The 17,650-nt window shown below is 69.7% G+C and carries 23 protein-coding genes; 9 read left to right on the plus strand and 14 right to left on the minus strand.

The annotated features are described in order from the left end of the window. Window positions 1–411 precede the first annotated feature (411 nt). Complete coding sequence (locus ACFC0B_RS40405; RefSeq protein WP_376098377.1) at window positions 412–852, plus strand: VOC family protein; 441 nt, start codon at window positions 412–414, stop codon at window positions 850–852. A gap of 65 nt (window positions 853–917) precedes the next feature. On the opposite strand, the gene ACFC0B_RS40410 is transcribed toward ACFC0B_RS40405, so the two are convergent. The 5 genes from ACFC0B_RS40410 to ACFC0B_RS40430 form a co-directional block, all read right to left on the minus strand. Continuing rightward, window positions 918–1,100 carry a hypothetical protein gene (locus tag ACFC0B_RS40410; protein ID WP_376098380.1) on the minus strand — a complete coding sequence of 61 codons (183 nt, stop codon included), beginning with the start codon at window positions 1,098–1,100 and terminating at the stop codon, window positions 918–920. Between the two features lie 96 nt (window positions 1,101–1,196). After that, window positions 1,197–2,312 (minus strand): ATP-grasp peptide maturase system methyltransferase, encoded by a 1,116-nt coding sequence (gene tgmC, locus ACFC0B_RS40415; RefSeq protein ID WP_376098383.1) that lies wholly within the window; start codon window positions 2,310–2,312, stop codon window positions 1,197–1,199. Next, on the minus strand, window positions 2,309–3,268 hold the full coding sequence (tgmB, locus tag ACFC0B_RS40420) for an ATP-grasp ribosomal peptide maturase (protein WP_376098386.1): 960 nt from the start codon (window positions 3,266–3,268) through the stop codon (window positions 2,309–2,311). The genes tgmC and tgmB overlap by 4 nt, the downstream gene beginning before the upstream one ends. A 5-nt stretch (window positions 3,269–3,273) precedes the next feature. After that, window positions 3,274–3,540, minus strand: coding sequence for a putative ATP-grasp-modified RiPP (gene tgmA / locus ACFC0B_RS40425; RefSeq protein ID WP_376098389.1), 267 nt, complete (start codon window positions 3,538–3,540; stop codon window positions 3,274–3,276). A gap of 503 nt (window positions 3,541–4,043) precedes the next feature. Then, entirely contained in the window at window positions 4,044–4,487 is a 444-nt protein-coding gene (locus ACFC0B_RS40430) for an NUDIX domain-containing protein (protein ID WP_376098392.1), read from the minus strand. A gap of 901 nt (window positions 4,488–5,388) precedes the next feature. On the opposite strand from ACFC0B_RS40430, the gene ACFC0B_RS40435 reads away from it, so the two are divergent. Further along, a complete protein-coding gene (locus ACFC0B_RS40435) occupies window positions 5,389–6,612 on the plus strand; it encodes a helix-turn-helix transcriptional regulator (protein WP_376098395.1) in 1,224 nt (407 codons plus the stop codon). A 108-nt stretch (window positions 6,613–6,720) separates the two neighbouring features. Here the strand turns inward: ACFC0B_RS40435 and ACFC0B_RS40440 are convergent, their stop codons facing one another. The 4 genes from ACFC0B_RS40440 to ACFC0B_RS40455 form a co-directional block, all read right to left on the minus strand. Further along, complete coding sequence (locus tag ACFC0B_RS40440) at window positions 6,721–7,215, minus strand: phage terminase small subunit P27 family (RefSeq protein WP_376098398.1); 495 nt, start codon at window positions 7,213–7,215, stop codon at window positions 6,721–6,723. 387 nt (window positions 7,216–7,602) lie between these two features. Then, complete coding sequence (locus ACFC0B_RS40445) at window positions 7,603–8,100, minus strand: hypothetical protein (protein ID WP_376098401.1); 498 nt, start codon at window positions 8,098–8,100, stop codon at window positions 7,603–7,605. Between the two features lies 1 nt (window position 8,101). Then, a complete protein-coding gene (locus ACFC0B_RS40450; RefSeq protein WP_376098404.1) occupies window positions 8,102–8,338 on the minus strand; it encodes a hypothetical protein in 237 nt (78 codons plus the stop codon). A gap of 498 nt (window positions 8,339–8,836) precedes the next feature. Continuing rightward, complete coding sequence (locus ACFC0B_RS40455) at window positions 8,837–10,516, minus strand: recombinase family protein (RefSeq protein WP_376098463.1); 1,680 nt, start codon at window positions 10,514–10,516, stop codon at window positions 8,837–8,839. Between the two features lie 346 nt (window positions 10,517–10,862). Between ACFC0B_RS40455 and ACFC0B_RS40460 the strand changes: the two genes are divergently transcribed. Both ACFC0B_RS40460 and ACFC0B_RS40465 read left to right on the plus strand, forming a co-directional pair. Beyond that, the gene (locus tag ACFC0B_RS40460) at window positions 10,863–11,297 is read left to right on the plus strand and encodes a ribonuclease domain-containing protein (protein WP_376098407.1); all 435 of its coding nucleotides are present in this window, start codon (window positions 10,863–10,865) and stop codon (window positions 11,295–11,297) included. Further along, window positions 11,287–11,745 (plus strand): barstar family protein, encoded by a 459-nt coding sequence (locus ACFC0B_RS40465; RefSeq protein WP_376098409.1) that lies wholly within the window; start codon window positions 11,287–11,289, stop codon window positions 11,743–11,745. Before ACFC0B_RS40460 ends, ACFC0B_RS40465 begins: the two co-directional genes overlap by 11 nt. A 333-nt stretch (window positions 11,746–12,078) precedes the next feature. Here the strand turns inward: ACFC0B_RS40465 and ACFC0B_RS40470 are convergent, their stop codons facing one another. After that, window positions 12,079–12,732, minus strand: a complete 654-nt coding sequence (locus ACFC0B_RS40470) for a TetR/AcrR family transcriptional regulator (RefSeq protein ID WP_376098412.1) — start codon at window positions 12,730–12,732, stop codon at window positions 12,079–12,081. Window positions 12,733–12,811: 79 nt separating this feature from the next. Here ACFC0B_RS40470 and ACFC0B_RS40475 point away from each other — a divergent pair, with 79 nt between their 5' ends. After that, window positions 12,812–13,201, plus strand: a complete 390-nt coding sequence (locus ACFC0B_RS40475; protein WP_376098415.1) for a Dabb family protein — start codon at window positions 12,812–12,814, stop codon at window positions 13,199–13,201. A 140-nt stretch (window positions 13,202–13,341) separates the two neighbouring features. On the opposite strand, the gene ACFC0B_RS40480 is transcribed toward ACFC0B_RS40475, so the two are convergent. Then, entirely contained in the window at window positions 13,342–13,749 is a 408-nt protein-coding gene (locus ACFC0B_RS40480; protein WP_376098418.1) for a VOC family protein, read from the minus strand. 236 nt (window positions 13,750–13,985) lie between these two features. Between ACFC0B_RS40480 and ACFC0B_RS40485 the strand changes: the two genes are divergently transcribed. Further along, on the plus strand, window positions 13,986–14,282 hold the full coding sequence (locus ACFC0B_RS40485; protein ID WP_376098421.1) for a hypothetical protein: 297 nt from the start codon (window positions 13,986–13,988) through the stop codon (window positions 14,280–14,282). A 121-nt stretch (window positions 14,283–14,403) separates the two neighbouring features. Then, window positions 14,404–14,931: a hypothetical protein gene (locus ACFC0B_RS40490; protein ID WP_376098424.1), complete on the plus strand. Its 528-nt coding sequence runs from the start codon at window positions 14,404–14,406 to the stop codon at window positions 14,929–14,931. 42 nt (window positions 14,932–14,973) lie between these two features. Here ACFC0B_RS40490 and ACFC0B_RS40495 read toward each other — a convergent pair whose 3' ends face one another. The 3 genes from ACFC0B_RS40495 to ACFC0B_RS40505 form a co-directional block, all read right to left on the minus strand. Continuing rightward, window positions 14,974–15,096 carry a hypothetical protein gene (locus ACFC0B_RS40495; RefSeq protein WP_376098427.1) on the minus strand — a complete coding sequence of 41 codons (123 nt, stop codon included), beginning with the start codon at window positions 15,094–15,096 and terminating at the stop codon, window positions 14,974–14,976. Between the two features lie 59 nt (window positions 15,097–15,155). Next, entirely contained in the window at window positions 15,156–15,365 is a 210-nt protein-coding gene (locus ACFC0B_RS40500) for a hypothetical protein (protein ID WP_376098430.1), read from the minus strand. Between the two features lie 140 nt (window positions 15,366–15,505). Further along, window positions 15,506–16,090, minus strand: a complete 585-nt coding sequence (locus tag ACFC0B_RS40505) for an RNA polymerase sigma factor (RefSeq protein ID WP_376098433.1) — start codon at window positions 16,088–16,090, stop codon at window positions 15,506–15,508. A gap of 176 nt (window positions 16,091–16,266) precedes the next feature. Here ACFC0B_RS40505 and ACFC0B_RS40510 point away from each other — a divergent pair, with 176 nt between their 5' ends. Further along, a complete protein-coding gene (locus ACFC0B_RS40510; RefSeq protein WP_376098436.1) occupies window positions 16,267–16,635 on the plus strand; it encodes a hypothetical protein in 369 nt (122 codons plus the stop codon). A gap of 173 nt (window positions 16,636–16,808) precedes the next feature. Further along, entirely contained in the window at window positions 16,809–17,618 is an 810-nt protein-coding gene (locus ACFC0B_RS40515; protein ID WP_376098466.1) for an arylamine N-acetyltransferase, read from the plus strand. Window positions 17,619–17,650: the final 32 nt, after the last annotated feature.

The following is a 17,650-nucleotide window of genomic DNA, read 5'->3' on the forward strand; positions in this document are numbered from 1 at the left end:
CCACCCCGCAACGACCAACGCCGGTCTCCGAGACAAGTCTCGGAGACCGGCGTCACTCACCGCAGCCGATCACTCACATTCGCCAACAGCGTCCGTCGGGCAGGGGGCCGCCCACAAAGCGGCTCAGCTCCCCTGGAGTAGGAAGTCGGCCTCGTCGACTTCCCACTCCGCGCCCAGCAGAGTGGTGCTTGGTGGTGCTCGCTCACCCCGAGCGAGCACCACCAAGCAAGGTGCCCCGGAACGACAGTGGGGTGGTCGCGGCGTCCAGCCACGACCACCCCGCCCCATGGGTCCCGCCGGTCAGCCCCGGCCCCGGCCCCGGCCTCCGGCCCGGCGAGAGCCGTCCCTTGCCGATCCGTGGAGCACTGAAAAGGAATCGAACGGCGGATCCCCCCTTGCTACGCTGCCCGAATGGCATCGGTCAGGCAGGTTCAGGTCACCTTCGACTGCGCGGAACCCACGCGCCTCGCCCGCTTCTGGTGCGAGGTGTTGGGGTACATCGTGCCGGGGCCGCCGGAGGGGTTCGCCACGTGGGACGACTTCGACCGCCTGCACACACCCGAGGACCAGCCCCGGTACTTCGCCTGCAGCGACCCCACGGGCGCGGGCCCGCGACTGCTCTTCCAGCGCGTTCCCGAAGGCAAGGTCGTCAAGAACCGGGTGCACCTCTGCGTGCGGGCCGGCACCGGGCTCGTGGGCGATGAGCGCCTGGCCACGCTGGAGGCCGAACGCGACCGGCTGGTCGCGCTCGGCGCGGTCTGCGAGCGGGTCATGGTCGCCGACGGGGAGTACGAGTCGTGCATCGTGATGCGGGACCCCAACACACGTGACTACCAGTTCTGTGCAGCATAGCCGCAGGTCAGCGGCAACGACAGAGCCCCGCCCGGCGCTTGGCCGAACGGGGCGGTAGGCCCGGATCAGCCTTCGAGCTTGATGGTGACCTTGCCGATCCGGTCGCCCTCGACTTCGCCGTTTGCTTCGTGACCCGTCCACCAGTTTTTCTCTTGCAGCTCGGCCCACACGGCGGCCGGTATCGTGATCACGAGGTTCGCCGACTCTTCGAGGCCATCGGTCAGTTCGATTCTCAGGGGGTTCGCCATGGCTGCGAGGGTACTGCTGCCGTGGTGTTCATCGGCAGCCATTTCGTAGGGGTGCTGCATGGTGCATGTGACCCTGGCTGCGGCTGTCGCGGGCTCTCAGTCCCATTCGATTTGCTGGCCCTCGGTGCCGACGACCAGCCGCAGCCTCTCGCCCGTGGGCTCTCCTGCGGCGCGCCATCGGGTGATCAGCTCGGCCACGGAGTCCCAGAGCTCGACCGGCCCTCCCTGTCGAACGAACCAGCGGCCCTCGTCCTCGAACACCACGGCCCACGATCCGCCGTCCACGTCCACTAGGACGTGTTCGGTACGACCGTTCCGGGGCATGGCGAAGTACTGCGCAGTGGGCGCCGCGAACTGCGCCACGAACCGGGCGGCCCACCGGTCGAACAGGTCGGCGCCGACGCTCGTTGGGCGGGCCTCGCCCTGGTCCAGTGCGGGCAGCATGCCGAGCGGCGGGGGCATGTGGGGGCGGGCGAACATGAACGACACACCGTCGCCGAGCACCGGACCGCTCGCCGTGCCGTCCTCGGCCACCGTGAGCCGCACCAGTTCGGAGGCGTTCATCCAGCCGCCCACGGTCACCAGGATCTCGCCGCCCGGCCGCGTCTGATCGATCCACTCGGCCGGAACGGTCCGGACCCCGCATGTGGCGATGATTCGGTCGTACGGCGCCCCCTTGGCGTAACCGGCGAGTCCGTCACGGACCACCAGATCGGGCCAGTAGCCGAGTCCGCCGAGCGCCACGGACGCCCTAGCCGACACTTCCGCGTCAACCTCGATCGACGTCACGTGATCGTCACCAAGGACGTGCGTCAGTAGGGCAGTTGAGTAGCCGGTACCGGTGCCTACCTCTAGCACGGACATGCCGGGCTGCACTCCCAGGTCTTCGAGCATTCGGACCACCAGGCCGGGCAGCGTTGAAGACGACGTGGGCGCCTGAGCCAACCGGCCCTCGACCTGTCGGGGCACCACACAGCCGGCGAGCTGCGTCACCAACGTGTCGTCCTCGTACACGCGGCCGATCAGCTCGGGCGACTTCTCCAGCGACACGGGCCGGTACCACCCGCCGCCGTCGTGTTCGAACCAGCCACCCGACAGAAACGCCTCACGCGGGACCGCCAGCACGGCCGCTTCCCATTCGGCGCTCCGGATCACCCCAGCTTCCTTGAGCTGTGCGGCCAGCACCGCCCGCAGCCCTTCGGACTCGCTCACTCGGATACTCCGTTCTCCAGTAGATCGGCGATGGCGGACGCGATCGGTAGGCCCGCTTCGTGCTCCAGCCACGCCCATTGGCCATTCGGGTTGCACTCCAGAAACCACCATTCACCCTCGGCGGTCACGGCGAAGTCGAACGCCCCGAAGCGCAGGCTGAAGTCACCGAGGAACCGCAGGAGGGCGGCCCGGACCGGCCCGGGGCAGTCCACGGGTTCGTACGTCAGGTTCCGGTACTCGCTGCGCCAGTCGACCACCCCGGGAGGGGCGGTGATCAGAGCACAGAACACCTGGTCGCCGACCACCACGGCGCGCACGTCGCCGGACTTTGGCACCTGTGCCTGAAAGAGGTGGGCACAGTTGGTCACAGCGCCGGTGATCTCCCCTGGCTCGACCGGCGCCGCCCAGATACCGACAGGTTCGCCGTCCACGTCGTACGCCCCGGCGTGCAAGGGCTTGTAGATCGTGGGTTGCGCGGCGGCGAACAGCTTTGCTTCGGCCGGGCTGTTGGTGACCAGCGTCGCCGGGACGGACAGCCCGAGCCGGGAAGCTACAGAGAGTTGCGCGGGCTTGTACTCGGCTCGGGCAATGGCCTGCGGGTGACTCAGGTAGAGACAGCCCGGAAGCGCACCGAGCACGCCGCCGAGCCCGCGCCGGTTCTCCTGTGCGGCGAACCGGTCGGCCTGGTGGTCGCTCTCCGGCGTGTACGGGTTCGGCCGCCGGTGGTAGAGCGCGCGGACGCGGGAGAGATCGGCAGAACGCTCGCCTACCGTGAGGCTCCCCGACCAGCCACCGGCCGTGATCGCAGCAGCCAACGTGGCGCGGGTCGGGAAGTCGCGTCCAGGGTCGAACCGGAGGACGGGCACCCGGCGCCGGTTCAACTCCGCTATGACCAGATCGGCGGTCGGGTCCTCGGTTTCCGTCGAGACCAATACCGGGCGTCCGTCCACGGTCATACCTCCTAGTCCTGCGTCGCGTCGTGGCCGGTGTCGGGGTCGTTCTTCCCGTCCTTGCCGATGGCGGTGGGCGGGTAAGTGTTGACGCTGGTACCGTGCTTGCCCATCTCGGCCACGGTCAGGGTGCCGTCCTCACCGGCCCACAGGCCGGTCTGCGTCTCCGGGTCGAGCCCGGCGAACCGCACGGGCGACGGATCACCGCCGTTGCGCAGCGGTGCCATGCGCCCCATGCCCCACGGGGCACCGGGGAGGAGTTCGATAGCGGTGCTCAACGTGCCTCCTACGTCTCAATGTTGCTCAGAGATACGGACTCCCACCTTGCCCGCTCCGTCCCGTCACCGGGCAGGAAGAGCCAACGCGGGGTTGTGCCCCGCCCCGGCGAGGATTGCCCTTTCCGTCCGCCGGGACGGGAGTCAATGAGCCCGGGGCGGTCGCCCGGGACGGCTCTTCTCGTACTGGTTCTCAATCGACACCGGGCCCGCGCACCGGTACGTGTGGCAGTCCTCCCGGCCGTCCTCGTCGGTCCGACTGATCACGACCGTCGTGCGCCGGATCTGGCCGCTCAGCGGATCGGCCGCCTTCGTACGCTGCTTCACCGTCCACCTACGGCCCTCGGCGTCCGCGAACTGCCGACCTGATGCAGGAAGTTCGAGCCGCTCGATACAGCCATCCGGGCGCTGCGGGCACTGGCAGCCGGTGGCCTCGGTGACCGTCGGGAGCGTGCCGTCCGTGAAGCGGGGAAGCGAGGCGCCGGGGGTCCGACGGGGCAGCTCCTCTACGCGGCGCGGCACTGTTCGGCGTCCATACGCAGACGGACCCCGCGACACGCGGCGGCGTACGCGGCCCGCACCCTCGCCTCGGTGAACGGTTGGACGTACTTACACAGGCCGTCGAGGGGCACCCATTCGAGGGCGGAGATCGACGTCCCGCGCGCGGGCAGGGACAGGGCGCCCGCCTCGGTGTCGGTCATCGCCCCGCCGTCGAGGACCACGTGCAGCAGCTCGGCCGCCCCGGTGTCGAAGTTGGCGGGGTGCGGGTCGCGGACGAGTACGCCCGTGACGGCCCTGCGCATCGTCAGATCATCGGCGAGTGCCCGGCTGGCAGCCTGCTCCGCCGTCTCGTCCGGGTGCGCGCTGCTGCCGGGCATCATGAAGTCGGTCCGGCCCGCTGGCTGGACCAGCAGCACGCGGCGTCGAGGGTCGCGGATCAACACCGACACGTCGACACGGCTCCGGGCGGTCAACGACTCAAGGCGCAGGGGAAACACGGAAGTTGCTCCGATCGGTGAAAACGGCTTCGAGGGTGGCCCCGCCCACCCGCGACGGGGTGCGAGCACGGGCGGGGCCGGTCCCGTACCAAGCGGCGGTACGGGAGTTGGAGCCCGTCCCGGCCGGAGCCCTTTCCGAGAGACGTCCGGCCGGGACGGGGGTCTTGGGGACTACTTCGAGGGGGCGGTGTCAATCGTCCGCCGACCGTAGGGCGCACGGCCGCAGTCCTCCACGCGCGGAACGTCCGGGGCCGCCGGGTCGAACACCAGGAACCCGAACTGTCCGCACTTGCGACAGAACCAGCCGGCGAGCCCGTCCGCGTTCGGCGCTTCGGGCTGGATCTCTGCGCCGCACCGACAGGGAAACGGCTTCGGCGCCTCCGAGAGGCCACTCACTTGACGCGCCCCCTCACGTGCCGCGAGGACGATCGTCGCGCCTCTTGGCACAGAGCCGTACCGTGCCGCAGGGACGCTCTTACGCGGGCTCGGGCCCGTCTCCGGCGCCACCACATTTCCCAGTCTCCGCCGTAGACGATGCCGAGCATGGCCACCGCTAGGGCCAGGAACAGCCACACCGACCGGCGGGCGCCGTGCGGGTCGAACCTGCCGAGGGCGAACACCAGGACGGCAGGCCCGAGAGCGGCTGCCACGGCCAGAGCGGCGGTCACGGTACTTGGGCGTTTCACTGCTGTCCCTCCGATCAGCGCCGGACTGTTGTGATTCACCAGTACAGGGCTGCCGTTCGCAGTTGGACAGAGCAAGGATGACGCATCCATGTGGCATCCATGTCTCAGAGTCTCTGCACCGAGTGCTCTGACCTGCTAGAACGGGTAGTCAGAGACCGGGAGGCGGTATGGCAGAGCGGCGCAGGGCCCTTTCTGAGAGGCGAAAGTCCCTTGGATTCACTCAAGAGTCCTTTGCTCAGGCTCTGGGTGTGGATCGCTCTACTGTGGCGAGATGGGAAAGCGGAAAGGTAGGCCCCCAGGATTGGCAGCGCCCGACCCTGGCCAAGGTCTTGCGAGTCACGCTAATTGAGCTTGACTCCCTTCTATACGGCGCAGTAACCCCGAAGCCATCACAAGACGAAGATGTCCCCGTCATTACGCCAGAATATGACGATGAGATCGAAGCACTGGAACTCGCACGCAGAGTCTCTGCCAGTGACGTAGGCAGGGAAACGCTCGAACGCCTTGAGCTGACTTTTCATGACCTGGCAACAAAATATCCAACCGTAGCCCCTCAAGAACTCTTGGGGAAGGTGCGGAAATATGCACTCTACGTAGCCGATCTTATGGATGCAAAAAAGACTCTTGCCGAGCACCGGAAGCTACTCGTGATAGGTGGCTGGTTCTCTCTTCTCGGCGCAACTCTGCATATTGACCTTAATCAGCAGGACGCAGCAACTGCGAGACTGCGAACGGCAATGACTCTCGCGCGGCACGCCGAGAATTCAGAAATCCAAGCTTGGTGTTTTGAAACTGATGCTTGGCGGGTTCTCACTGGCGGCAACTACTCCAAGGCGGTAGAACTTAGCGCGACTGCTCAACAGTTGGCGCCCGCCGGAAGCTCGGTTGAAATCCAGTCACTTGCACAACAAGGGCGAGCATTTGCACGATTGGGCTATTCGACCGAGACTTATGCTGCAATAGATCGAGTGCAATCACTTTCCGCTGCGATGGGCACTCCAAATCGGCCAGAGCATCATTTCCAATACGATCCAGCCAAGTCACTTGCCTATGCGGCAACCACGCTTGCATGGCTTGGAGATCCAGCAGCCGAAGCATATGCGCGAGAAGTTATTTCGCGACTCTCGCCCTCGGAGGATGTCAGCAAGTGGCCTCGGCGGGTAGCATCCGCCAATATCGATCTGGCACTTTCCTTGGTGGCCACCAATCGATTGGATGAAGCATGTGATTCAGCACAGCGAGCCATGCTATCTGGTCGGGTGGCGCCATCTAACCATTGGCGTGCCCTCGAAGTCGTCAAAGCAGTAGAAGTGCGAAAGATTTCCGATGCGCGGGACCTTAGAGAAGTCTATGAAGGAATGCGCCTACAGATAGCGTCGTCGACCGGTTGAAAGCGTGAAAAAACAAAATGGCCCCGTCCTGACCTCCATTTCGGGAGAGCAGGGCGGGGCCTTGCATTTTTCGCAGCTTCATTTGCTGCTACCAATTGGCGGAACCGGTCAGTCCCAGATATCGGAATCAGCGTCCGACTCCGGCGGTGCAATGGCCACGCGGGCACTCGGCGACAGGCCCAACTCTCGGATATAGCGTGCGAGTTGGGAGCGGTACTGTGCTGCGATGGTGGCGGCGCCGTTCTTCACCGTGCCGCGCTCGGCGGTCACCATGAGTCCGCGTTCGGAAAGGTCGCGCTCGGCCTGGTCGATGCGGGCGACGCAGACGCACAGATCCTTGACGGTCGAGTGGTCCACTTCGCCGAGCCCGGCGGCCACTTCGAGAATCGGCACAACGCGCTGCCACTCGGCCGAAGCCATTTCTCGACAGCGGATATTGGCTTCTTGGATCTCGGCAGCCGGCGAGTCCTTGAACACGTCTAACCAATCGGGCTCAGCAAGGACGGCACGAGGAACAATCACCCCCTCTCTGATTTCTGTCTTGGACGGGTTTCCTTCGCGGGCCCGTATTGCCGCTGGCTTGGGTCGGTATCGGTCGGCCATGGTCTCCTTTCTCACTCGCTGTGACGGCGCTCGGGGCATCCAAGAATAGCCACAGCCCCGGCGCGAGTTTCTTCCCTCCCTGCCGATCAGTGTCGGACAGGAAGGGGAGTCCCCGCCTGGCCGGGCTACGCCGTTCCTTGTGGCCTCGGCGGAATGACCGGCGGATTGATCGGCTCGCCATCCGGCCGCCTCGGAGTCACGTCCACCACCAGCACACGACCGGACCTCGGGTCGCGCATCCGCTCGACTCCGCGCGGCATCGGAGCCCCACCATTCAACACTGGAAGCCCAGTTGGAGCGTCCGACCACACTGGGCGTCCCAGCGCATCCCGGGGAAAGTACGGATAGGTTCCGCCCGGTCCGGGGTCGAGCGCGTCAACGGCCATGTCAGTCCGTCGCTTCAATGTACGACTGACGCTCGGCATCGAGCTGTTCGGCAAAGTCGGAAGCGATTCGTTCGGCAGCAGCATCAACGGCCCTGGCCATGTCGTCGATGATGGGCAGGTCATACCAACGCTGCTCGGGAACAGTCTGCGCCTCGCCCAAACGGGCCTGCGCATTCTGGGCAACAATCAGGACCTTCTCCCGCTTGAATCGCTCAGCACGGCTGGCGGCGTACGCCTGAAACCACGGCTCGGCGGAAAGTAGTTCAAGGAAGTTGTCATGCAGTGCGTGGCCCCGTTCGGTCCGCTCGGCGGCCTGCTCCCGCCATTCCTTGAGAAATGCCCGGTCGTACTCGGCGCCGCGCTCGTCACGGCGGGCCTTCTCGGCCTGCTCTGCGGCCTTCAGAGCGGCCTCGGCGTCGGCCAGCGGGCCGGATGCCTTGTCGATCTGTGCGCGCAGCTTGGCGACCCGCTCAGCAGCCTTCTCGATCTCGTTGTTCATATCAGTTACCGCCCTTGTTGGTGTCGCGCCCGTACTGGGCCGCAATCTTCTTCGCGTTCTCGTAGTAGCCGAGGCTGATACGGGCGATGGTGCCCATGCGGTCGAACATCTCGGGGTTCGAGTCCCGCAAGGTGACCATGCGCTCCATGCGCTCATCTCGCTGCCACTCGGCAGCGCGGATCGCGTCCTTGTCCCGAGGGCCGTCCAGATAGCCGGTCCGGTGCAGGAAGTCGCTCATGGTGTTCTCCGTCCATCACGGGGCCGCAGATCATTGCGGCCCTCTACTGGCTGTAGGGAGCAGACCTTGCCGGGCGCCTTCACGGTGTCCACAGCAAAGCTGTTCCCGGTATAGGTAGGGACCGGACCTTGCCGGAGCCCCTGTTGCGTTCATAGCCGGGCTTGCCCGGTATGGGTGGGGAGCGGGCCTTGCCCACTCTCTCCTCGTAAGTAGTGGGGAGCATCGGGTTCCCGCTCTCTCCCGCCCCTTGCTCTGGTGAAGGGCGGCGGGTTCCGGCTTAGGGTGGTGAGGTGGCGAGAGTGGTCCTGTTTCTGTTTTCTCTTATTTTTTCTATGTGTTTCTAAAAAACAGAAAGAACCACCACCTCACCACCGCTCTCGGCGCTGTCAGCCGGACCGGAGTCGGCGAAGCCGAGGCCACAGACGCCCGTCTGCGGGCAGCAGAAAGCCCCGGCCGGTCACGGGGACCAGCCGGGGCGGTGCGGGCCGTGTGGGGCCGTTACGCGGCTGCGGGCAGGGGCGCAGTAGCCGCGCCGAGGTCCCACGCGGACAGTTCCTCGGCGGCCTGGTCGAGTTCCCCGTTCATGGTGAAGTCCACCCGGGACGTGTCGAGCCTGCGCCACCCGCCACGCGTGCCCCGGCGGACGTTCAGCCGGACCCCGGCCTCCACCAGCATGGCGCGGCGCTCGGCGGTGTCGGCTGCGTGCCAGTCGTCGGCGAAGGTTCGTCCGGTCCCGGTGGTGATGCGCTGCGGCTCGGTCTTCTCCCGGGACTCCAACTCGGCTATGCGCGTGTCCAGCGCGTCATGGTGCTTCTGCCACTCCTGCGCCGCGTGCTTGGACTTCTGCTGACCCTGATTCTTCAGGTGCGCCCTGTACTCGGCCACGGTCGCGTTCAACTCCGGCTCGGGGTCGTACCCGGGGACGACGACCGTAGTCCTGGTCTCGATACCGCCGACCAGCCGCAGGAACTCGGCCTCTACGTACTCGTCCGCCCAGTCACCCCGGATGTTCGCCGGAGCCTTGCACTTGCCGCCCCGACCGGCGTAGTTGCACTTGTAGGTGGGCTGTTGCTTCTTCCGAGATTCCTGCTTGTTCAGGTACATGCGCTCGCCGCACGAGTCGCAGTGAATGACCCTCAGCAGCAGCGCTTCCGTGTCGGTACGGACGACGTTGTCAATGCTGCGTCCGTCGAGAGCGGCACCGATCCGGTCGAACTCCTCGCGGGTGAGGATCGGGTCCGTGGTGCACATGACCGGGTTGCCCTGGTCATCGCGTACGGGCTTGCCCTTGTGCGTCTTCCAGCCGATCAGCGTCTCACTGCGGAGCAGCCTGGTGATGACCGAAGGTGTCCACTTGAACTTCGCGCGGACCGTGTGCGATCCCTTTGCCCCGCCGGTCTTGCCGCCCCGCTCACGGCCCATCTTGTCCGCCCAGTAGTCACGCGGACTGAGCACACCATCGGAGTTGAGCCCGGCAGCGATGGCGGACACCGTGGCGCCCTCCAGCAGCTCACGGACGATGCGCTCAATGACCCCCACGGCGTCCGGGTCGGGAACCAGCGTCCAGCCCTTGCCGCCGAACTCCTCGGGCATGGGGGCGGGCATGTAGCCGTACGGCGGGCGGCCACCGCCGCGCCACCGGAGCGGCATCTTGCGCATGGCGGCCTGTGCGCCGCTGACGCGGTCGCTGATGGACTGCGACTCGAACTGTGCGGCGAAAGCCAGCATGAACAGTTGGAGTTCTGCCATGGGGTCCATGGGGTTGCGGAAGTCGAACACCTGCCGACCCCCGCCCAGACCCTCGGCGAAGATGAGTACCTTTCGGTGCTCGCGCGCCCAGTTGGCGAGGGCGTACATGTGCCCCATGGATCGGATGGCACGGTCAAAACGCCAGAACACCAGCGCGTCGTACGCGCCCGGGTTACTGAGCCAGCGGAGAAGCTGCGGGCGCTCCCACGGGGACGTCTTGGACGCGCTGACGTCAAGGTCCACCGCTTCGCGGAGCACGTCACCCTCGCCGAACGTGACCCGCAGCTCACCCGCTACGTGGTCGCACGCTTCCCGCTGACGCTCGGGGCTGGTGGTCTCGTCAGTGAGGACGGACAGTCGGATGCACCGGACGCCCCGAAGCGTCTCGGTGAACACCGTTCCGGACAGTGGATTGCGAGCATCTTCCATGCTCTGTGTGGGGAGCAAGGCTTGCCCGCCGGGGCGCGTGGCCGGGGTGTGTTCCATGCCCTCCGTGAAGGGCGGAAGTTGCCCGCTGCCCCGCTTCGAGCCCCTGACCAGCGCAGATGCCGCTGCCATCTCTCACACTCCAGAACATCCAGTTCTGTGTGTTGGGAGACATCGAGGGCAACGAGTTCTGCCTCGACTGAGCCCCCCTCGGCGCGGCCGCTCGCCCCGCCGCCGGACGTCACCCGAACGGGTGGGCGTGACGCCGCCCCCGGCGCGCCCGCCCGCACGTCCAACTGCTGCGCGATACCCCTTCGATGCACGTGCCCCCGCACCGAAACGGGTCCCCATGAAGCTCCGCCGTCCGGCGCAGGCCGCCCTGGTCCTCGCGCTCGCCTGTCCGGTCCTCCCCACCGCCCCCGCCTGGTCGGCTCCGGCCTCCCACAGCAGGGCGGTCATCCAGCCCCCGCTTCCGGTGGAGGACTTCCCTCCCCAGGTCGAGCGGGCCTGCGAGATCTGGCTCGACCTGGGGTGGCCGACCAACCCCCGACCGGTCGACTTCCGTCTCCCAGGCCCGGAGTACATCCGCGGCGGCAACCCGTACGGCAACCGCAGCGGCGACCTCCCGCCCGGCGGCGCCTACCGCGAGTACGACGTCAACCCCCGGCCCACGCCCACCACCCGCCGCGACGCCGAGCGCCTGGTCCGCGACGGGGCCACCGACCGCACCTGGTACACCTCCGACCACTACACCGACTTCCGCGAAGTCTCCGATGGCTGCTGACCTGCCCGACGCACCCCTCGGCCCGGCCCGGTGGGACCTCCTGCCGGGCCGGCCCTGGGCCGGGTTCACCGCCGGCACCCACCAGCTCCGCCTGGTTCGCGGCGACCGCTGCCGCACCAGGGCGGCCCTCTTCACCGAGTGGGCCGAATCCCTCGCCTTCCCCGGCTACTTCGGCCACAACTGGGACGCCTTCGAGGAGTGCCTCCACGACACCCTCCACCCGCCCGGCGCCGGGGCCGCCACCCGCCTCCTCGTCCTCGTCGCCGCCGCCGACGACCTCCTCGCCGACGAGCGGCCCGACCAACTCGCCACTCTGCTGGCCATCCTGGACGCGGCCGCCGCGACCACCCCCGCCGCCGAATCCCCCCTCCGCGTCCTGTTCGCCACCACCCCGCCCCGCGCCGCCCTCACCGAACTCCGCCTCCGCTCCGCCGGCCGCGCCATCTGACCGCGCCCCGACGCGCTCGCCGCGTCAGGACGGCGGCCGACCCGAGCCCGGGGGCCACCGAGCCCCCGCCCGTCCGGCGGCCACCGCCGGCCGACGGCGAGGGCGGCCTCCCCACAGGCCCGGCAGGCGTCACCCCGCAGAGGGCCGCCCCGACCACCCGCTACGCGCGGGAGGCGTCGGCGGGCGGCTCCTCCGGCTCCGCCCGTTCCCACTCCGCCCGTTCCCGGCGCCATTGCGGCGACTCGTACCGCGGCCGCGGCACCTCGGCCACACACCTCGCGGCGCACGACCGAACCCTGCGGCGCGGCACCCGCAGGACGTGACCGGGGCGGCTCAACCCAGGCCGGGGCGGGGCCCGGCGCCCGGGCCGTACGCACGCAGGAACACGTCCACGGCGGCCTCCGCGAGGGCGTCCGGGTCGGCGTCGGGCCGGTACTCCAGCGGGCCGGTGAGCAGAGCGAGGAAGTGCTCGGCGGCCGGCTCCGGCTCGCACGGGCGCAGCCGTCCGGCCAGCGCCAGGCGGGCCAGTCGGTCGGCGAGCGCGGACCGGATCCGCAGCGCCGTCCGCTCCCGCGCGCTCGCCTCCAGGCCGGGGAACCGCGCCGCCTCGGCGCCCGCCAGCCGCTGGACGGCGCGTGCCTCCTCGTCGTGGCAGATCCGCAGCAACTCGCGGCCCACCGTCCTCAGTCCCTCCTCCGGGTCGGTGTCCGCCGCGACCTCGCGCAGCGCGTCCACGACCGCGAGGCACCGGGCGCCGACCCGGTCGGCGGCCGCCTCGACGGCCTCGCGGTAGAGGCTCTCCTTGTCGGCCAGGTGGTTGTAGACGGTCGGCTTGGCGACGCCGGCCTCCCGGGCGACCTCCTGCACGCACGTCTGCGCGTACCCCTGTCGCGCGAACACCGCGAACGCGCCGTCCAGGATCGCCTGTCGCCGATCCTCGCGTCCACGAGCCTTGCGCCCGGCGCCGGTTGACACTTCTGAACCCATGGGTTCAGTCTAGAGCCGAACCAGAAAGGAAAGATTTCTGAACCAGTCGGTTCAATCAAACTGAAGGGGTGGGAGCGGCGTGATCGTTCACATGCTGCGTTTCGCGTTCAAGGAGACCGCGACCGACGAGGACCGCGAGCGCGTGCTCGCCGCCATGCGGCGCACGGCCTCCGTCGAGTCCGTCGCGTTCTCGACGGTCGGCCAGAACCTGGGCGGCCCCGACGGATTCACCCACGCCTACTGCGTGGGCATCCCGGACCTGCCGGCCCTGCGGCGCTACATGCACGACCCGGTCCACCTGGCCGGCGACCCGCAGATCCTGCCCCACCTCGCCAGGCTGGCCATCGGCCCCGACCTGTCCGACGACATGACGCCCGCCCTGGCGGAGGGGATCCTCGCCCTGCACGAGGAGAAGGTGGCCCTCTACCCGGAGTGGGCCGCCGAACTCGCCCCGCTGCTGGCGGCGTAGCGCGGGTACCGCCCGGCTCGGCGGCGATCTGCGGGAACGCGCTCGGCTCCCCCTGGCGGACGAGGGGCCTCGCGCCGTGCGGTGCAAGGCCCCTCGTCTCCCCGGCCCCCGTTGTGCGGCCAGTGGCCAGTGGCCAGCGGTCAGTGGTCGGCGGCCTCCACCCGCTTCTGCTGGCGCAGCGAGATCCGGTTGCCGTCCGGGTCGGCCGCCTCGATGCGGATGCCGAAGGCGTACTCCTCCGGCGCAGGAGCGTCGAAGGCGACGCCGCGCTCGCGCCAGGTCTCGAAGTCCTTCAGCAGGTCGTCCGATTCCAGGATGATCGGGCCGGGCGCGGCCGCCTCGTCCCGTCCCAGCGGCTGGCCCGTGGCCGCGGCGTGCGGCCAGAGGATGATCTCGAACGGGTGGCCCGGGGCGCCGACGGTCAGGAAGCGGCCCTCGGGGCCGGGGTGGTCGATGCGCTTCTCCAGTCCCAGCTGCTCGGTGTAGAAGCGCAGCGCGCGGTCCTGGTCGGTGACGTAGACCGTGACGTACATGACCCTGGTGAGCACGGTGTTGCCCTTTCCTCGGTGGTTCGGCGCGATGTTGCTCCGCTGCCTCCCTGACGGATCCCGGCCGCCCCGTGTGACAGCTCCGGAGCAGGAAGTCGGCCCGTCCGACTTCCCACTCCGCTCCCGTGCCGCCACGCCCGCCGTTCCGCGGCTCCGCGTCGTCGCCTCACTACCTTGTGCCGCACCGGCGGGGCCGCAACGGGGCGGTCCCGCGCCGGCCGAGAGGGAGTAAGCGCATGAAGCGACGCACCGCCACCGTTCTGGGGGCCTGGCTGGCGGCGGCCGCCCTGGCCGTCGCGGTCCCGAACACCGCGTACGCGGCCCACGGCGTCCTGGTCATCGACGGTGCCGCGTACCCGGAGCCGAGCGGGTGCCTCCCGCTGGGCGACTTCGTCCGCCCGGTGGTGGCCAACCTGACCGACTCGGGGGTCCAGGTCTGGACCGCGTCGGGCTGTACGGGCGCGATCGAGCACGTCATCGCCCCCGGCGAGATCTACGCGCCGATCGCCGGCCGGAGCGTCTACGTTCCCTGACGTCCAGTGGGTGGCGCGCGCAGGAAGTCGGCCCGTCCGACTTCCTGCGCCGACCGGTCGACCGGCCGACCAGTTGACAACTTTAGTTACCAAAACCGGGATTGTTAACTATGGTTGTCGCATGTCGACTCCCGAGATCACCCCTGACGAGCAGTCCGCCCTCGCCGCCGCCCTCCTCGATGCCCTCAATCCGCTCGCCACGGCCGTCCGCTCCCGCGCGACGGGGCAACCCGAGCACCGCATGTGGGACGCCGACCCGGCCGAGGTGGCGCTCGGCGTGCTCGTCGCCTGGAAGGTGGTGGACACCGAGGTCAAGCGGCTGACCGAGATCGCGGCCGGCACCGCCGGCTCCTACGGCGCGAGCTACGAGCAGTTGGGCGCCGCCTGGGGGATCACCCGCCAGGGCGCCCGCAAGAAGTGGCCCGACGCCGTCCCCCGCCCCTCGACCACCCCCGACCCCGTCACCCTCGAACTCTTCGACGGCGAGGCCGAACTGAGCCAGGACCCGGCCACCGGCCACTGGACCTGGACCGCCCAGGCCGCCGACGGCTCGCGCGGCACCCCCGCCCCCGACGCCGCCCCGTGCACGAGCCGCGAGGAGGCGGCCGCCTACGCCGGCGCCTACCTCCGCGCCTTCGCCCGCCCCTGAAACGGGCCTGCTGCCGCGGCCGGCGGCAGCAGGCCCGCGGGGCTACAGCCGCAGGGGTGCCGGAGCCGCCGGACCGCCGGCCGTCAGGAGCCGCGCGGCGCCCCACCAGCCGGCCGGCGCGCACGGCAGGGCGGCGAACGCGAGGTCGAACACCACCGCGTACACCCGCCGGACGGTCGGCTCCGTCCGCCGCCGGACCCGTTTCCCCAGACTCCCGGCGCACCTCACAGCGTCCCCCCCGTCTCCGTGACGGACCACGGGACGTCCCACATCGAGAGATCCCCCGCCTGCTCGCCGACGGGGTCGCCGAGGGCGTTCGCCCCCGCGGACAGCTCGGCGTAGAACGCGTCCCAGTTCTCGTGCACGTCGGCCCCCCCGACCCCCTGCTGGTTCTGCGGCCGCGCCCCCCGAGTCGGCCGCTCGAACTCCTGCATACGTTTTCCCTTCCGTGACAAAGCCGGTGGTCCGTCTGTGGACGGACGGCCACCGGCCCGCGAGGCTCCTCTCTGGCGCCCCGACCCGGACCCGCGGGCCGGCCTCCCGGCCGGCCCGCGGACCCTAGACGCGGACCCAGTCAGTCGGCCTCCCGGCGCGGCAAGGGGATCGGCGCCGACCGAGCCCGCTCGTTCGCCCGCCGCAGCTCGCGGGAGACGGTGGACGCGGAGATCCCGAGCGTCTCGGCGATCTCCGCCCCCTTCCAGAGCCAGATGTGGTGGAGCTCCCAGATCCTCGCCTGCCGCTGGTCGCCGATGGCCTTGCGGACGATCCGCAGCAGTTCCTCGAACTCCAGGCGGGCGCCCGGGTCGCCGTCCCCGGGCTCCCCGGCCGTCGCGGGCCGGCTCCCGTCGGGGATCTCCGCGACCGGCTCCTCCCTGCGGACGGCGGCCGACCTCCAGTGGTCGATGGCCATCCGGCGCGCCACGGTGGTGGCGTAGGCGATCACCGGCCGGTGGAACACCGTCCCCTTGCGGGACTCGTTGATCACGACCATGCAGGCCGCGGCCGCGATGTTCTCGGCCGTCTGCTCGTCGTGCGTCAGCTCGCGGAGACTGGTCACCAGACGCGGCAGGAGGTCGCGGACGAGCACCTCGAGCTGCGCCTCGCTCATCGGCGCCGACGGGGACGAGCCATGAGCGCCCGCCCCTTCCGACTTCGCCATGGGCGTCCTTCCGTTGGACTTCGCGGGGCTGGTCCGTCGCCATCCCTCACCTCCTCGACGAAGTCGAACTCCCTTTTGTTGCACGGCCGTCCACCGGATCCCGGCGCTTCGCCGCGCGGCGCAGGCGCGGTGGCGGCGCGGTGGCAGCGCGAGCGCCCCGGCCTCGTCGAGGAGACATGAAGCACTCCATGGTTCCCCCCGGCGCGTCGCACCCCCTCTTCCTCGGCGAGGACCCGACCGGCTGGCGCACCGCGCTGCTGGCGGCGCTGGTGGCGGCCGTCCTCCTCGAAGTCACCACCGCCGTCTTCCGCAAGGCCCTGCGGCGGCTGCCGGGCGTGCTGCTGACCGTGCTCGTCGGCCCGCGGCTGACGCGGTCCGCCCGGCTCCGCCTGCTGCCGCGGTGGCGGGCGGAGCTGTCGCGGCGGCTCGCCGCCGGGCCGCACCGGCGCCGCCGCTACGCCGCCGCGCTCCGGTTCGTCCTCGCCCTCGCGTGGAGCGGAGTCCGGCGCCGGGCCGCCTCCTCCGGTCCGTCGCGCCGGCGCTGAGGCCGTCCCGGTCCTTCCGGTGGCGGTCCGCCGCCCGGAGCCGCGAAGGCCGGGACCGTCGGGCCGAGGTCCCCCGCCCTAAGGCCCGCCGGTCCCTACGCCTGGAGAAGGATGGCCGGAGGGGCCGGGTCCGCTTGGATGGGGGTGTGGACGAACCCTCGGAGAACCCCGACATGGGCCTCACCCCCGACCATGTGGCGGCGTACCTCGACCGGATCGGCGCCGAGCGGCCCGGGCGGACGGGCGCCGCCGAACTGGCGCGGTTGCAGGAGGCGCACCTGGACGCCGTCCCGTTCGAGAACCTGAGCATCCACCTCGGCGAGCCCGTGGTGCTCGAACCGGCCGCGCTGCTGGAGAAGATCGTCGACCGGCGGCGCGGCGGGTTCTGCTACGAACTCAACGGCGCCTTCGCCGCGTTGCTGCGCGCGCTGGGCTACCGCGTGGACCTGCTCGCCGCCCGGGTCTTCGACGGCGCGCGGCCCGGGCCGCCGTTCGACCACCTCGCCCTGCGGGTGACGGCGGACGGCTCCGCGTGGCTGGCCGACGTGGGCTTCGGACGGTTCGCCCGCCGGCCGCTGCTCCTCGACGAGCGAGGCGAACAGTGCGACCCGGTAGGCGCGTTCACCGTCCTCCCGAGCGCCGGGAGCGCCGGTGCGGCCGGCGGCCTCGATGTCGTCCTCGACGGCGAACCGCTGTACCGACTGGATCAGCGCCCGTACGCGACGGCCGACTTCGTGCCGACCTGCTGGTGGCAGACCACGTCCCCCGACTCGCACTTCACCCGCGGGACCACCTGCTCCCGCCCCACCCCGGACGGCGGCCGGGTCACCCTCACCAGCACCCGCGCCACCGGCGGCACCCGCCTCCTGCGCACCGCCCCCGACGGCACCCGCACCGAGGAACTGCTCGCCGCCGACGCCGCCCTCGCCGCCTACCGCACCCACTTCGGCATCGTCCTGGACCGGCTTCCCACCGCTCCCTGAGGCCGGTCGCCGGTCGCCGGTCGCCGGGCGTC

The sequence above is a fragment of the Kitasatospora sp. NPDC056184 genome (genome assembly GCF_042268405.1).
Taxonomy (GTDB): Bacteria; Actinomycetota; Actinomycetes; order Streptomycetales; family Streptomycetaceae; genus Kitasatospora.

What these genes read in the sequence shown, in the direction of transcription:
- ACFC0B_RS40470 (WP_376098412.1), bottom strand. Translation starts at nt 12,732, where the DNA reads ATGGGTTCAGAAGTGTCAACCGGCGCCGGGCGCAAGGCTCGTGGACGC.
- ACFC0B_RS40455 (WP_376098463.1), bottom strand. Translation starts at nt 10,516, where the DNA reads ATGGAAGATGCTCGCAATCCACTGTCCGGAACGGTGTTCACCGAGACG.
- ACFC0B_RS40510 (WP_376098436.1), top strand. Translation starts at nt 16,267, where the DNA reads ATGAAGCACTCCATGGTTCCCCCCGGCGCGTCGCACCCCCTCTTCCTC.
- ACFC0B_RS40405 (WP_376098377.1), top strand. Translation starts at nt 412, where the DNA reads ATGGCATCGGTCAGGCAGGTTCAGGTCACCTTCGACTGCGCGGAACCC.
- ACFC0B_RS40440 (WP_376098398.1), bottom strand. Translation starts at nt 7,215, where the DNA reads ATGGCCGACCGATACCGACCCAAGCCAGCGGCAATACGGGCCCGCGAA.
- ACFC0B_RS40490 (WP_376098424.1), top strand. Translation starts at nt 14,404, where the DNA reads ATGTCGACTCCCGAGATCACCCCTGACGAGCAGTCCGCCCTCGCCGCC.
- ACFC0B_RS40450 (WP_376098404.1), bottom strand. Translation starts at nt 8,338, where the DNA reads ATGAGCGACTTCCTGCACCGGACCGGCTATCTGGACGGCCCTCGGGAC.
- ACFC0B_RS40410 (WP_376098380.1), bottom strand. Translation starts at nt 1,100, where the DNA reads ATGGCGAACCCCCTGAGAATCGAACTGACCGATGGCCTCGAAGAGTCG.
- ACFC0B_RS40435 (WP_376098395.1), top strand. Translation starts at nt 5,389, where the DNA reads ATGGCAGAGCGGCGCAGGGCCCTTTCTGAGAGGCGAAAGTCCCTTGGA.
- ACFC0B_RS40460 (WP_376098407.1), top strand. Translation starts at nt 10,863, where the DNA reads ATGAAGCTCCGCCGTCCGGCGCAGGCCGCCCTGGTCCTCGCGCTCGCC.
- ACFC0B_RS40465 (WP_376098409.1), top strand. Translation starts at nt 11,287, where the DNA reads ATGGCTGCTGACCTGCCCGACGCACCCCTCGGCCCGGCCCGGTGGGAC.
- ACFC0B_RS40500 (WP_376098430.1), bottom strand. Translation starts at nt 15,365, where the DNA reads ATGCAGGAGTTCGAGCGGCCGACTCGGGGGGCGCGGCCGCAGAACCAG.
- ACFC0B_RS40505 (WP_376098433.1), bottom strand. Translation starts at nt 16,090, where the DNA reads ATGGCGAAGTCGGAAGGGGCGGGCGCTCATGGCTCGTCCCCGTCGGCG.
- ACFC0B_RS40445 (WP_376098401.1), bottom strand. Translation starts at nt 8,100, where the DNA reads ATGAACAACGAGATCGAGAAGGCTGCTGAGCGGGTCGCCAAGCTGCGC.
- ACFC0B_RS40485 (WP_376098421.1), top strand. Translation starts at nt 13,986, where the DNA reads ATGAAGCGACGCACCGCCACCGTTCTGGGGGCCTGGCTGGCGGCGGCC.
- tgmB (WP_376098386.1), bottom strand. Translation starts at nt 3,268, where the DNA reads ATGACCGTGGACGGACGCCCGGTATTGGTCTCGACGGAAACCGAGGAC.
- ACFC0B_RS40515 (WP_376098466.1), top strand. Translation starts at nt 16,809, where the DNA reads ATGGGCCTCACCCCCGACCATGTGGCGGCGTACCTCGACCGGATCGGC.